Origin of the sequence: Streptomyces sp. N50 (assembly GCF_033335955.1) — a bacterium.
Classification (GTDB): Bacteria; Actinomycetota; Actinomycetes; order Streptomycetales; family Streptomycetaceae; genus Streptomyces.
Genome location: NZ_CP137549.1, coordinates 6,124,684 through 6,138,234, shown reverse-complemented (window position 1 = coordinate 6,138,234; position 13,551 = coordinate 6,124,684). Strand labels below are relative to the sequence as shown.

13 protein-coding genes are annotated in these 13,551 nt (G+C 70.4%); 7 read left to right on the top strand and 6 right to left on the bottom strand.

Going from position 1 to position 13,551, the window contains the following annotated elements; all coding sequences use genetic code 11:
* Nucleotides 1-17: 17 nt before the first annotated feature.
* A complete protein-coding gene (locus tag R2B38_RS27800) occupies nucleotides 18-1,610 on the bottom strand; it encodes a DUF3152 domain-containing protein (protein WP_411978504.1) in 1,593 nt (530 codons plus the stop codon).
* Nucleotides 1,611-2,432: 822 nt separating this feature from the next.
* The gene (locus tag R2B38_RS27795; protein WP_318018692.1) at nucleotides 2,433-3,629 is read right to left on the bottom strand and encodes an alpha/beta hydrolase; all 1,197 of its coding nucleotides are present in this window, start codon (nucleotides 3,627-3,629) and stop codon (nucleotides 2,433-2,435) included.
* Between the two features lie 174 nt (nucleotides 3,630-3,803).
* Between R2B38_RS27795 and R2B38_RS27790 the strand changes: the two genes are divergently transcribed.
* The 4 genes from R2B38_RS27790 (at nucleotide 3,804) to R2B38_RS27775 (ending at nucleotide 5,716) form a co-directional block, all read left to right on the top strand.
* Nucleotides 3,804-3,989, top strand: a complete 186-nt coding sequence (locus R2B38_RS27790) for a hypothetical protein (RefSeq protein WP_033282012.1) — start codon at nucleotides 3,804-3,806, stop codon at nucleotides 3,987-3,989.
* A gap of 225 nt (nucleotides 3,990-4,214) precedes the next feature.
* Nucleotides 4,215-4,859 carry a TetR/AcrR family transcriptional regulator gene (locus R2B38_RS27785; RefSeq protein ID WP_033282011.1) on the top strand — a complete coding sequence of 215 codons (645 nt, stop codon included), beginning with the start codon at nucleotides 4,215-4,217 and terminating at the stop codon, nucleotides 4,857-4,859.
* A gap of 144 nt (nucleotides 4,860-5,003) precedes the next feature.
* Nucleotides 5,004-5,231 (top strand): DUF3107 domain-containing protein, encoded by a 228-nt coding sequence (locus R2B38_RS27780; protein WP_019072095.1) that lies wholly within the window; start codon nucleotides 5,004-5,006, stop codon nucleotides 5,229-5,231.
* Nucleotides 5,232-5,446: 215 nt separating this feature from the next.
* Nucleotides 5,447-5,716, top strand: a complete 270-nt coding sequence (locus tag R2B38_RS27775) for a hypothetical protein (RefSeq protein WP_318021803.1) — start codon at nucleotides 5,447-5,449, stop codon at nucleotides 5,714-5,716.
* Here R2B38_RS27775 and R2B38_RS27770 read toward each other — a convergent pair whose 3' ends face one another.
* The gene (locus tag R2B38_RS27770; RefSeq protein ID WP_318018691.1) at nucleotides 5,717-6,454 is read right to left on the bottom strand and encodes a ferritin-like fold-containing protein; all 738 of its coding nucleotides are present in this window, start codon (nucleotides 6,452-6,454) and stop codon (nucleotides 5,717-5,719) included.
* Between the two features lie 480 nt (nucleotides 6,455-6,934).
* Here R2B38_RS27770 and R2B38_RS27765 point away from each other — a divergent pair, with 480 nt between their 5' ends.
* Together R2B38_RS27765 and R2B38_RS27760 are read left to right on the top strand one after the other, a co-directional pair.
* A complete protein-coding gene (locus tag R2B38_RS27765; protein WP_318018690.1) occupies nucleotides 6,935-9,574 on the top strand; it encodes a DEAD/DEAH box helicase in 2,640 nt (879 codons plus the stop codon).
* A gap of 130 nt (nucleotides 9,575-9,704) precedes the next feature.
* Entirely contained in the window at nucleotides 9,705-10,583 is an 879-nt protein-coding gene (locus R2B38_RS27760) for an alpha/beta hydrolase (protein ID WP_318018689.1), read from the top strand.
* Nucleotides 10,584-10,620: 37 nt separating this feature from the next.
* On the opposite strand, the gene R2B38_RS27755 is transcribed toward R2B38_RS27760, so the two are convergent.
* The gene (locus R2B38_RS27755) at nucleotides 10,621-11,499 is read right to left on the bottom strand and encodes an NYN domain-containing protein (RefSeq protein WP_318018688.1); all 879 of its coding nucleotides are present in this window, start codon (nucleotides 11,497-11,499) and stop codon (nucleotides 10,621-10,623) included.
* Between the two features lie 196 nt (nucleotides 11,500-11,695).
* Here R2B38_RS27755 and R2B38_RS27750 point away from each other — a divergent pair, with 196 nt between their 5' ends.
* On the top strand, nucleotides 11,696-11,848 hold the full coding sequence (locus tag R2B38_RS27750) for a hypothetical protein (protein ID WP_019058373.1): 153 nt from the start codon (nucleotides 11,696-11,698) through the stop codon (nucleotides 11,846-11,848).
* A 144-nt stretch (nucleotides 11,849-11,992) separates the two neighbouring features.
* Here R2B38_RS27750 and R2B38_RS27745 read toward each other — a convergent pair whose 3' ends face one another.
* The gene (locus tag R2B38_RS27745; protein ID WP_318018687.1) at nucleotides 11,993-12,598 is read right to left on the bottom strand and encodes a MarC family protein; all 606 of its coding nucleotides are present in this window, start codon (nucleotides 12,596-12,598) and stop codon (nucleotides 11,993-11,995) included.
* Nucleotides 12,599-12,657: 59 nt separating this feature from the next.
* The gene (locus R2B38_RS27740) at nucleotides 12,658-13,515 is read right to left on the bottom strand and encodes a PHP domain-containing protein (RefSeq protein ID WP_318018686.1); all 858 of its coding nucleotides are present in this window, start codon (nucleotides 13,513-13,515) and stop codon (nucleotides 12,658-12,660) included.
* Nucleotides 13,516-13,551: the final 36 nt, after the last annotated feature.

Genomic DNA, 13,551 nt, shown 5'->3' with positions numbered 1-13,551 from the left:
TACTGATCAACCGCCGATCAACTGCCCGGGTACGGCCAGGGGTTCGGCAGACAGTGGATCCCGTCATGATCGAGGAACTTGGTCTGCTGCTGCATGACGGGCGCCAACTCGCCGTCCTTGTCGCAGGTGACATGCCCGTAGCCGAGACGATGACCGACTTCGTGATTGATCAACATCTCTCGATACGCGTACATTTTGTCCCCATATGTCGACGACCCTTGAGCCCATCGATACGCGTTGATCATCACGCGTTCGGTGGCCGCCGAGTCGCACGACACATTGTCCTCGGTGGTGTCGAGCCCGGACTTGGCACACCACGTGGCGGTGGTACCAGGACTGGCGAGGGTGATCACGAAGTCCGGTTTGCCGGTGTAGATCCGCTCGAAGGTACGGGCCCCGTTGTGGGCCCAACTCCGCTTGTCGTTCAGCGTCTTCTGCACGGCCTGCGCGAAGAGCGTCCCGTCGAGCCCGAGTCCCTGCTCGACATCCACGCGGTACGTGTACTTGCGCCCCTTGCCGGGCGCCTTGTCGACACCGGGCACCGCGTCGAACTTGTCCGGCCCCTTGAGCTTGGCGCCGAGCGGATACTTCTTCGCCATCTTCTGGGCGTACGTCAGCGCCACCAGCCGCGGCGAACCGGACGGGCTGACCTCCGGCGAGGCCGACTCCCTGGCATCCCGGGCCCGATCGGTCGCCGCCTGCGACCGCGCCGCGTCACCGTCACCGCCCTTGGCCACCTGCCCGGCCACGATGACGGCCAGCACGGTGGTGACGGCGGCGGCCGCGATACCGGTGTAGGTCCGTCCCTTACGCCCCTTGGCGGGCGCGGAGTCAGGGCCGGCAGGTTGCTCGTCGTCGGCGTCCGCGTCGCTCTCGGGGGTCCAGGTGGTGACGGAGCCGTACGGGTCGGAGGGGTGGGTCGCGACGCCGGTCCGGGACGCGAAGACGTCGTCGTCCCCTTCGAAGGCGTCGACGTAATCCTGCCGAGGCCGAGCCCTCCGACGGCCCTGCCCGCCTCCCCCGGGACCGGCTTGAGGGGCCTGGCGCTGCCGCGGGATGGGCAGCCCCGGGCCTGAACCGGCGACGGGGGTCTGTGGCATGCCGGCGGTACCGGGTACGCCGGGCGGGGTCTGAGGAGCGCCGGGTCCCACACCGGCCCGCCCCTTCAACTCACCCCAGGCACCACCAGATTCAGGCTGCTCAGGATGACCGGCACGCGCGCGTGGAGCGCCATCGGGCAACCGGGAGACACCGCGCGCGGGAGTGCCGTCGGGCAACCTCGGAAACCCATGGGCCGGGGTGCCGTCGGGCAGCCTCGGAATCCCGTGGGCCGGCGTGCCGTCGGGGAAACGGGCGGTTCCGTGCGCAGGGGTACCGTCCGGCGCACGCGGAACACCGCGAGCCGGTGTGCCATCCGGCAACCTCGGAAAACCGTGGGCCGGGGTGCCGTCGGAAAAGCGGGCAGTGCCGTGCGCGGGCGTGCCATCGGCCAGCCTGGGAAACCCATGGGCCGGCGTGCCGTCCGGAAGCCTGGGAACGCCGTGCGCCGGAATGCCGTCAGCGGAACGCGGCGCACCCTGCGCCGACCAGCCATCCGGCAAACGCGGCACCCCGCGCGCGGGAGTGCCATCAGGGAGACCCGGCCCTCCAGCGGCAGGACCGCCCCCGAAGAAACGCGGCGACCCGTGAGCCGGGGTCCCATCAGGAAGACGCGGTCCACCTTGAGCGGGCGGCCGCCCCTGGAAACGCGGTACCCCGTGAGCGGGTGTCCCCTCCGGGGGACGCGGCCCACCCTGAACGGAAGGCTGGCCCTGGAAACGCGGCACTCCGTGAGCCGGTGTCCCGTCCTGAGGACGCTGCCCACCGTGAACCGACGACTGACCCTGATAGCGCGGCACTCCATGAGCGGGAGTCCCGTCCGCGGAACGCGGTGCGCCCTGCGCGGGCGACGCCCCTTGGAAGCGCGGCACTCCGTGAGCCGGAGTCCCACCCGGGAAGCCCGGTACACCACGAGCCGGAGTCCCATCCTCAGGACGCGGCCCACCCTGAACCGACGACTGACCCTGAAAACGCGGCACCCCCTGAGCCGGAGTCCCACCCGGAAAACCCGGTATCCCCCGAGCCTGCGCCCCACCCGGAACGCTCGACGCCCCGTACCCCGGATCCCCGCTCCCTGAAGGCTGCTGTGGCTGCTGCGACCGCTGTGGCTGCTGCGACCGCTGTGGCTGCTGTCGGCCAGGCATCACCCCAGGCCCAGAACCAGGAGGAGCCCCAGACCGGCCCCCCTGCCCCCTCTGCGACTCCCGAGCCCCCGGCACCCCCTGAGCGTCCCCAGGCGCACCCGTCCCGCCCTTCCCCACCCCCGTGCCCGCGTCCGCGGCGTCACCCTTCGCAGGGGACCTACGGCGACTATGGCGTCCCACGTCGCCCCCTCAACTCCCCGCGTTCGTATCGTCGTTGCCATCGCCCCCGGCACCTGAACCCGATCCTGGTCCCGATCCTGGTCCCGATCCCGCGCGGCCGGCATCACTCACCGTACTCACCGAACCGCCGCCCCGGGAGCCCCGCGCACCGCCCCTGCCACCTCGGCCGAAACCGTCCGCTTCGGCCGTACGACGTCCCCGCACGTCACCGGCATCCACCGGCTTCCCGAAGTCCCCCGACTCCCCCAACTCCCCCGAATCCGTGAGAAGTTCACGGAACGCCGCCGCCACCGTCTCCGGGTACTCCATCATCGCGACGTGCCCCGCGTCCGGCAGGGACAGCAGGCGGGAGTCGCGGAAGGCGCGGGCCGCTCGCTGGGCCATGCGGTAGCCGACGAGCTGGTCGCGGCCGCCGTAGACGAGGAGGGTGGGGGCGAGGACGCGTTCGGCCTGGCGCCAGAGGCCGTGTTGGCCGCCCAGGGTGTACGCGTTGACGATGCCCCGCGAGGAACGGGCCATCGCGTCCCAGAAGTAAGGGAGTTGGAGGCGCCGCTCCAGCTCCTCGACCGCGTACCGGAACGCCTCCGGGGTCACCATGCCGGGATCGCCGTAGCAGAGGCCGAGGACGCCGCGGACGCGCTGTTCGGCTGTCCACTCCCTGCTGATGCGGGTGAACAGGGACGCGATCCCCGGTACGCCGAGCAGCGCCGTCGGCAGCGCCGAGCGCTGGACGCGGATCTCCGGCAGGGCCGGGGAGATCAGCGTGAGCGTGCGGACGAGGTCCGGGCGCACCGCGGCCACGCGGGTCGTGATCGCGCCGCCCAGGGAGTTGCCGAAGAGGTGCACCGGGCCGCGCCCGGCCGCGTCGAGGTAACGGATGACCGCGCGCGCGTGCCCGGTGACGGAGTAGTCGCCGTCGTCCGGTGGCGGGGAGTCGCCGAACCCCGGCAGGTCCAGGGCCTCGCTGTCGACCAGGCCGTCGAGCTCGGCCATGAGCTGCGACCAGTTCTGCGAGGAACCGCCGAGCCCGTGGACGTACAACGCGGGCGGCAGTCCTTCGCGCACCGCGACCCTCGACCGCACCGTCAACGTGATCCCCGGCAGCCCGACCGACCTGAGCCGCTCCCCCTCGCCGACCCTGACGGGCGCCACCTTGGGGAGCACGCTGGTGACGGCCGACACGGAAGGCAGCTCTGTCGAAGACATGCGGCAATGTTACGAGACCATCACGCAATGGCTCGTGTGTTCGCCATCACAAGCCCTGGGACAGCCCTACGGCAGTCCTACGACCAAGATCCCTGCGACAGCCCCGCGGCTTCCGCCATGGCACCCCCGCCCGCAGTCTCCTAGGCTCAGGACGTACCAGGAAGGGAGCCCGCCATGACCGTCGACCCCAGTGATCCTGCGACGTTCGAGGACGAGAGCGACACCCCGTTCGATGTCGAAGCCCCCGAGGACGACATCACCGACGAACAGCCGACCGACCTCGACCCGGACAAGGCCAACGAGGCCGACGTCGCCGAACAGGCCCGCGTCGTCGCCCTCGACGAAGACGACTACCGGTGACGCCGAACAGGCCCCTTCAGTACCCCTTCCCGTACCCCTTCAGTAAGAAGAAGCCCCTTACCTCCGGCTCCCCGCGCCCCCTACATCCCTTCTAGAGGCATTCGCACGGCTTTCACCATCGTCCGGTACGTGAAATTCTGCGCTCGCACCGCGCACACCAGGGTTACCGAAAAGTACGATGGCGACGCGGCGCTCACCGCATGAGGACGACATTTGGGAGGCGGCGTGACAGCCATCGAGCAGACAGAGGCGGCGCGCCCGCGAGGCACCCGCCTGCCGCGCCGTGCCCGACGGAACCAGCTGCTGGGCGCCGCCCAGGAGGTCTTCGTCGCACAGGGTTACCACGCGGCCGCGATGGACGACATCGCCGAGCGCGCCGGCGTCAGCAAGCCGGTGCTCTACCAGCACTTCCCGGGCAAGCTCGACCTCTACCTCGCCCTCCTCGACCAGCACTGCGAGTCGCTGATCCAGGCGGTGCGCACCGCGCTCGCGTCGACGTCGGACAACAAGCAGCGCGTCCGGGCGACCATGGACGCGTACTTCGCCTACGTCGAGGACGACGGCGGTGCCTTCCGGCTGGTCTTCGAGTCGGACCTGACGAACGAGCCCGCCGTGCGCGAGCGCGTCGACAAGGTGACGAACGAGTGCGCCGAGGCGATCTGCGAGGTCATCGCCGAGGACACCGGCCTCTCACGGGCCGAGTCGATGCTGCTGGCCTCGGGTCTGGGCGGTCTCGCCCAGGTCGTCGCCCGCTCCTGGCTGCACAGCGACCGCAGCGTCCCGCGCGACCAGGCGGTCCAGCTGCTGGCCTCGCTGGCGTGGCGCGGCATCGCCGGTTTCCCGCTGCACGGCAGCGAACAGCACCACTGACCGCCGTGGACCCGGGTTTGTTCCCGCCGGCTGTTCGCTCTTGGCGTTCCGGCGCGGAACATCTACGTCCTCTCGCCGGGCTAGTGTGTGCTGCGTACGGCGCGGAAGATCGCGCACTTTGCTGACCGTCGGAGGGACATAGCCGTGGAGGTCAAGATCGGCGTGCTGCACACGCCTCGCGAGATCGTTCTGGAGACCGGTCAGAGCGCCGAGGAGGTCGAGCAGGCCGTGGCCGAGGCGCTGACCGGGAAGGCTCCGCTGCTGAGCCTGGTGGACGAGCACGGCCGCAAGGTCCTCGTCCCCGCCGACCGGCTCGCCTATGTCGAGCTCGGCGAGGCGGCCCCGCGCAAGGTGGGCTTCGGCGCGCTGTAGTCGCGAACGGACGAGGGGCCCGGTGACCGTCGAGGTCACCGGGCCCCTCGCGTTTCCGCCGCTTGTTCCTGTCTGCTTTCCGCCGCTGTTCTTATCCGCGTTTTCACCACAGATGGAGCACAAGTCACCCACAGGGGAGGATTGCATTCCGCAGGTCACGGGTATGACCGGCTACGACCGAACAACGACGCCGGCCGTGGGAGGGACCCCCCGTGATGATCCTGGAAGCGCTCGGCTCCGCTGTGCTGGGTGTGCTGCTCGCCTGGGCCGCCGCACACCGGCTCGCACACCGTCTGCCGACCCGCCCCCTGGTGTTCTCCACGGGCGTCGCCGGAGCCCTTTTCGGTGACTTCGTCACCCACAGCGCGCTGGGCCCCGGCAGCGGACTCGCGAGTCTCCTCGGCGCGGCCGTCGTCTCGGCGGCCTCGCTCTCGCTGCTCCTTCGGCCCTCGCGGCGACTCCGGGGACGATCCGCGCCGGCTTAGCTAGGCGGCGAGCCCCAGGGCCGCCATCCGCTTGGTGTGCGCCTCGGTGATCCGGGAGAACATCCGGCCCACCTCCGCGAGGTCGAAACCGTCCGCAACACCGCCCACGAGCATCGTCGACAGCGCGTCCCGGTCGGCCACCACCCGCTGCGACTGCGACAGCGCCTCCCCCATCAACCGCCGTGCCCACAGGGCGAGTCGGCCCCCCACGCGCGGGTCCGCGTCGATCGCCGCGCGCACCTTCTCCACGGCGAAACTCGCGTGTCCCGTGTCGTCGAGAACCCCGAGCACGAGCGAGCGGGAGTCCCCGTCCAGGCGGGCGGCGACCTCGCGGTAGAAGTCGCTGGCGATCGAGTCGCCGACGTAGGCCTTGACGAGGCCTTCCAGCCAGTCCGAGGGCGCCGTCTGCTTGTGGAAGCCGTCGAGGGCGGCGACGAACGGCTGCATCGCGTCGGTCGGCTCGGCGCCGATCTCGGTGAGCCGGTCCCTGAGCTGCTCGAAGTGGTGGAACTCGGCCGACGCCATCTTCGCCAGCTCCGCCTTGTCCGCGAGCGTCGGCGCCAGCTTGGCGTCCTCCGCGAGCCGCTCGAACGCCGCCAGCTCGCCGTACGCGAGCGCGCCGAGCAGGTCCACGACCGCGTTGCGGTACTGCGGGTCGACGGAGGCCGTGGCCCAGTCCTGGGCGGCGACTCCGGTGGGTTCGGCGGGCGCGTCGGAGGCGTTGTCAGCGGTCGTCATGAAGCGCACAATAGCCCGCTCACAGCACGGCGGAAGTCCCTGGTCAATCAGTGTGACGACGACAACGTGACCAAATCGGCCAACGCATGTGCGTGATTCCGGGGTATGGTGGTAATGCGCCCGCCGAGTATTCGCCGGGCCGCACGAATGAGGATGCCCGGTCGGTGGCCCGATCGGCTCCGACCCGACAGCCCTCCTCGCCCGTACGGCACGTTGCGTACGTCGTTCGGAGGGGGACCCTCAGCGGTACGAGCGCTAGAGCGTCGGCAGTGGTCCCGTGCAGTACGGCTTGCCCTCACGGGTTGTCCGTAAGGCAGCCGACGTCCCCGGCACGGTCCTGACACGACCCCCGCGCTCGCCTCGCACCGCGCACACAGAAGAGGCAGCACCCTGACTACTTTCCGAGAGCTCGGAATCCTTCCCGAGACCGCTGAGGCCCTTGAGGCCGTCGGTATCGTCTCCCCCTTCCCGATCCAGGAGATGACGCTCCCCGTAGCCCTTTCCGGCACGGACGTCATCGGCCAGGCCAAGACCGGCACCGGCAAGACGCTGGGCTTCGGCCTCCCGCTCCTGGAGCGCGTCACCGTCCCCGCGGACGTCGAGGCCGGCCGGGCCAAGCCCGAGCAGCTGACCGACGCCCCGCAGGCACTCGTCGTCGTCCCCACCCGCGAGCTGTGCACGCAGGTCACGAACGACCTGCTGACCGCGGGCAAGGTGCGCAACGTCCGCGTCCTCGCCATCTACGGCGGCCGGGCCTACGAGCCGCAGGTCGAGGCGCTCCGCAAGGGCGTCGACGTCATCGTCGGCACCCCGGGCCGCCTGCTCGACCTCGCGGGCCAGAAGAAGCTCGACCTCAAGCACATCAGGTCGCTCGTCCTGGACGAGGCCGACGAGATGCTCGACCTGGGCTTCCTGCCCGACGTCGAGAAGATCATCAACTTCCTGCCGGCCAAGCGCCAGACGATGCTGTTCTCGGCGACCATGCCGGGCGCGGTCATCGGCCTCGCGCGCCGCTACATGACGCAGCCCACGCACATCCGCGCCACCTCGCCGGACGACGAGGGCGCGACGGTCGCGAACACCAAGCAGTTCGTCTACCGCGCGCACAACATGGACAAGCCCGAGCTCGTCGCCCGCATCCTGCAGGCCGAGGGCCGTGGCCCGGTCATGGTCTTCTGCCGTACGAAGCGCACGGCGGCCGACCTCGCCGACCAGCTCCAGCAGCGCGGCTTCGCCTCCGGCGCGGTCCACGGCGACCTCGGCCAGGGCGCCCGCGAGCAGGCACTGCGCGCGTTCCGCAACGGCAAGGTGGACGTGCTCGTCTGCACCGACGTCGCCGCCCGCGGTATCGACGTCGAGGGCGTCACGCACGTCATCAACTACCAGTCCCCCGAGGACGAGAAGACCTACCTGCACCGCATCGGCCGCACCGGCCGCGCGGGCGCCAAGGGCATCGCGGTCACCCTCGTCGACTGGGACGACATCCCGCGCTGGCAGCTCATCAACAAGGCGCTGGACCTCGGTTTCCCGAACCCGCCGGAGACGTACTCCACCTCCCCGCACTTCTTCGAGGAGATGAACATCCCCGCGGGCACCAAGGGTGTCCTGCCCCGCTCGGAGCGCACGCTCGCCGGGCTGGCAGCGGAGGAGGTCGAGGACCTCGGCGAGACCGGCGGACGCGGCGGCCCGCGTGGCCGGGGCGGCCGCGACGGCGGTCGTGGTGGCCGTGACAGCGGTCGTGACGCCGGCAGGGGCGGTCGCGACAACAGCCGCGCCGAGTCCCGTTCCGCCGACACCGAGCGCGCGGCACGCACCCCGCGCCGCCGCCGTCGTACCCGCAACGGCGCCCCGATGGAAGGGACTTCAGCGGCTACGGCCGTGACGTCGTCCACTCCGGAGGAGACCGCGCTGGCCGCGTCCGAGGACACCGCGACCCGCACCCCGCGCCGCCGTCGCCGCACGCGCAACGGAGCGGCGGGAGAGCAGCTGCCGGCCACGGCAGTCACCTCCACGCCCGCGTCCGAGGCCGCGGAAAGCGCCGTCGCCACGGCTGAGGCTCCGGCCCTGGACACCCCGTCGACGACGTCTCGCCGCCGCCGCACGCGGAAGTCGGCGGAGCCGGCGGTCGAGACCGCGGCGGCGACTCCGGTCGTCGAGACCCCGGTGGTCGAGACCCCGGTGGCCGTGACTCCGGTCGAGGAGACCAAGCCGCGCCGCCGGACCCGTAAGGCCGTACAGGCCGCGGAGCCGGCCGAGGCCGCGACCCCGGCTGCTACCACCGAACCCGCCGCCGTGGCCGCGGTCGACACGGCCGAGGCCGTCGAGGCCAAGCCGCGTCGGACCCGGGCGCGGAAGACCGCGGCTCCGGTCGAAGCGGTCGAGGTCGTCAACACGGTCGAGGGCGTCGAGGAGACCAAGCCGCGGCGCCGTACCGCGACCCGCAAGGCCGTCGCCGAGATCCCCGCCCAGGTGGTCGAGGAGGCCGCGCCCCGGCGCCGTACCCGCAAGGTCGCGGAGCCGGTGGTGGAGGCCGTGGAGACGCCGGTCGTGGCGGAGACCAAGCCGCGGCGGACCCGGAAGGCCGCGGCTCCGGCCGAAGTCGTCGCCGTGGACACCGCCGAGGCCGTCGAGGCCAAGCCGCGTCGGACGCGCAAGACGGCCGCCGCTGTTGCCGTAGAGGCTCCGGTTGAGGTCGCCGAGGTCAAGCCGCGCCGCACCCGCAAGACCGCAGTCGCCGCCGAGACCGTCGTAGACACGGTTGAGGCTGTCGAGAGCAAGCCGCGTCGGGCCCGCAAGACAGCCGCCGCTGTAGCCGTCGAGGCACCTGCGGAGGTCGTCGCCGAGGCCAAGCCGCGTCGGACCCGCAAGGCAGCGGTTGCCGCCGTGGACACGGCCGAGGCCGTCGAGGCCAAGCCCCGTCGCACCCGCAAGACGGCCGCCACCGCCGAGATCCCGGCCCAGGTGGCCGAGGAGGCGGAGGTCAAGCCGCGTCGTCGTACGACCCGCAAGGCCGCCGAGGCCCCGGTCGTCACGGAGACGGCGGAGGCCACCGAGGCCAAGCCGAGGGTGCGTCGCCCGCGCAAGACGGCGGCAGCGGCGGCTGAGACCACCGAGGGCTGACCGAACTCAGTGCCGCCGATGGCCCGGTCCACTTCACGTGGGCCGGGCCATCGGCGTTCCACCAGCGCGTTAACCCTGGTTACACCCTCCCGTCCATGTCCCGCTCAGCCTCGCCGGTTAACCTCGACCCATGAGCAAGCCGCCCTCCTTCACCCCGCCCCCCGGCGCTCGCGCGTACCAGCTGCGGACCGCGCGCGGTGAGTTCGCCGTCGTGGACTCGCCCGTGGGCGACGGCGTCGAGGCGAAGGGGGTCGCGCTGCTGCTGCCGGGGTTCACCGGGAGCAAGGAGGACTTCAACCCGCTGCACGAGGCGTTCGGGGCGCGCGGGTACCGGACCGTGGCCGTGGACGGACGGGGACAGTACGAGTCGGACGGCCCGGCCGAGGACGAATCCCCTTACGCCCAGGACGAGTTGGCGCGGGACGTACTCGCGCTGGCCGAGACCGTGGGCGCGCCGGTGCATCTGCTCGGGCACTCCTTCGGCGGGCAGGTGGCGCGGGCGGCCGTACTGCTGGACCCCACACCATTCGTGTCGCTGACGCTCATGGCGTCGGGGCCGGCGGAGATCTCGGCCTCCCAGCAGCAGCGCGTGAAGCTGTTGCGGGACGCGCTCGCGGTGATGTCGATGGCCGAGGTGTGGGACGCGATCCAGGCGATGGAGGCACCGGAGGAGACCGAGACCGGCGGTGGGCTGGACGAGGGCCTCGACGACCGGGCCGACCTGCGCCGCCGCTGGCTGGGCACGAAGCCGGCCCAACTCCTCGCCGCGGGACGCCAGTTGTGCGTGGAGCCGGACCGGGTGGCCGAACTGGCCGCGGTCCCCCTCCCCTTCCACGTCCTCTCCGGCTCCCGCGACGACACCTGGCCGGTGCCGCTCCTGGACGACATGGCCGTACGGCTGAAGGCGCGGCGGACGGTCATCGCGCGGGCCGAGCACTCACCGAACACGGACCAGCCGGCCGCGACGGCCAAGGCGATCGCCGACTTCTGGGACAGCACCGCCCGATAGTCTCCGGGACAGCAACTCCCGCTGGACAGAAGTCAGTTCAGTACTGCGTCTGCAGGTGCTCCCAGAACCCGTCCCGCAGCGCGCGCCGCAGGTCGGCCTGCCCGCGCAGCGAGTACTGCAGCAGCCCCTCCGCCTCGACCAGCAGGTCCTGGTCGACGGACCCCGGCAGATACGGATGCCCGGGCAGCAGCTCCACCAGCGCCTCCCTCCCCCGCGCCGCGAGCCACTTCGCGGCGATCTGCGCGCCCACGAAGCGGACGTCGTCGCGGGTGGGCCGGGTGGCGGCGGACGCGCGCCGGGAGACGTACGGCTTGAAGAAGTCGAGGTCGAAGGTGCGCTGACTGTCGACCTCCCAGAGGAGCGGCTCCGCCTGGTTACGGCCCTCCGGCGCCTCGATGCCCCACAAGTGGACGCGGGCGCCGTACCCTTGGGCCGCCTCGACCGCCGAGACCAGGTCCTCGTCGCCGCCGATGAGGGCCGCGTCGCTGATGGCGCGGTGCCGGGCGAGGGACTCCAGGTCGGAGCGGATGAGTGAATCGACGCCCTTCTGCTGGTTGTTGGCGTTGAGATTGCCCAACCGCACCTTCACGTCCGGGAGTTCGGCGATGGCCTGCTGCTCGGCGGTGTGGATGCGCCGCCGAGCGCCGTCGTACCAGTAGACCCGCAACAGCCGACTGTCCGCGAAGATCGTGCGGGCCTTGTCGATGAGCGCCTCGATGAGGCCCTCGGTGTCGAGGTCGAAGGTGCGTCGGTCCTCGGTCCCGGAGACGAGGCGGCCCGCGGCTGCATACAAATACCCGGCGTCGACGAAGATCGCATGCGTCGAGGGCGTCTTCGCCACTTCGGCGAGCATGCGCTGCAGCAGCTCGTTCGTGCGGTCGATGCGGGCGCTGAGGGCCGCGAGGTCGTCGTTCATCGCTTCCATTGTCCCGGCGGTCACGCTGCGAACACAACCGGTCCCGGTCAGTCTCGCGGCGATCTCTTACCGGTCAGTAATTAGGCGTTCGAAAAATTTCCTTAGCGTAGGGAATGTTTGTAACACACACCCCGTTGACTACATACGTAACCAAGTAGTTCTCCTCAGGAGGATGACCAGACGAAGGGAGAAGCCCATGCGCTTCGAAATCATGCGTCTCGACGAGGTCGACGGCACCACCGTGGACAGCACCGTCGTGGACGCCGCCTCCGTCAATCGGATCGTGCAACAGGCTGCCGCCATAGGACAGCGCCTGTGGATCCGCCCCGCCGAGACCAAAGCCTCGTAACACCTACGACTCTCTGACGACGACGCCGCGAACGACTGAAACGCGGATCAACACCACACTTCAGAACCCCCGCACGGCACCGATGCCGGGCGGGGGTTCTGCGTATACCGGGACTGTTGTACGCGTACGGGGTGCCTACGACGATCAGCTCGCGCGAACGACCTGGGTGATCCCGTTGATGATCTGCTGCACGGCGATGGCGGAGAGCATCATCCCCGCGAGCCGCGTGACGAGAACGACCCCGCCGTCCTTGATGACCCGGATGATCAGCAGCGAGTACCGCATCACCACCCACAGCACGACATGGATGGCGAGGATCGCCGTCCACACCGACACCTGCGTGGCCACGCTGTCGGCCTTCTGCACGGCGAGGATGACGGACACGATGGCGCCCGGCCCGGCGAGCAACGGCATGCCCAGCGGTACGAGGGCGACGTTGACGTCCTTGGTCTGCTTGGGCTCGTCGGTCTTGCCGGTGAGCAGGTCGAGCGCGATGAGCAGAAGCAGCAGCCCGCCCGCGATCATCAGCGCGGGCACGGAGACGTGCAGATAGTCGAGGATCTGATGCCCGAGCAGCCCGAACACGGTGATGACACCGCCCGCGACACACACGGCCTGGAACGCCATGCGCTTCTGCACCTTGGACGGTCGTCCGGCGGTCAGCGCGAGGAAGATCGGGGTGATCCCAGGGGGATCCATGATGACAAAAAGGGTCAGGAAGAGGGAGCCGAAGACGGCGACGTCGAACATGGGTGAGCCACGAACCTTGCAGATGAGAGTGAGCGGAGACGATCGGACGGAGGCGGGGTTCAGACTCCGCCGGCCCCCGGCACCGGGAACGCCCCGGTGGCGCGCCGCGTGATCTCGCCGTACACCTCGGGATCGGTCGTGTACTCCCCGAGCCGCACGCTCTTCCGGCTCCCGTGATAGTCACTGGACCCGGTCGCCAGCAGCCCGAGCTCCTTCGCGAGCCCCCGCAACCGCACGCGAGTCTCGGCATCGTGATCCATGTGCTCGACCTCGATCCCGTCGAGCCCGGCGGCGGCCATCTCGGCAATGGCAGCCTCAGGCACGGTGTGCCCACGCTTACTGGCGCCAGGGTGCGCGAACACGGTCACGCCTCCCGCGGCCTTCACCAGCCGAATGGCTTCAAAGGGATCGGTCTCGTGCTTGGCCACATGAGCGCGCCCCCCATCGGCCAGCCACTCCCCGGTGAACGCGTCATTCACCGTGGGCACAACACCCAACTCGACGAGCGCGGTGGCGACATGAGGCCGCCCGACGGACCCTTCCCCGGCGATCCGGGCAACCTGCTCCCAGGTAACCGGCACCCCCAGTTCCTGCAGCCGCCCCACCATGGCCCGAGCCCGAGGCACCCGATCGTCCCGAACCAGCTCCCGCTCAGCGAGCAGAGCCGGCTCCTCCGGGTCGAACAGGTAGGCCAGCATGTGCATGGACACCCCGTCGATCCGACAGGACATCTCGGCCCCGGTGACGAGCGTGAGCCCCGAGGGCAACGCGTCGATCGCCTCCGCATACCCACGACTGGTGTCGTGATCGGTCAGCGCGACAACATCCAGCCCAGCAGCGGCAGCATTCCGCACCAGCTCAGCGGGCGTATCCGTACCGTCCGAGGCCGTGGAGTGGGTGTGCAGATCGATACGCACGACGCGGACTCCAGACGATGACGATACGAAAAAGGG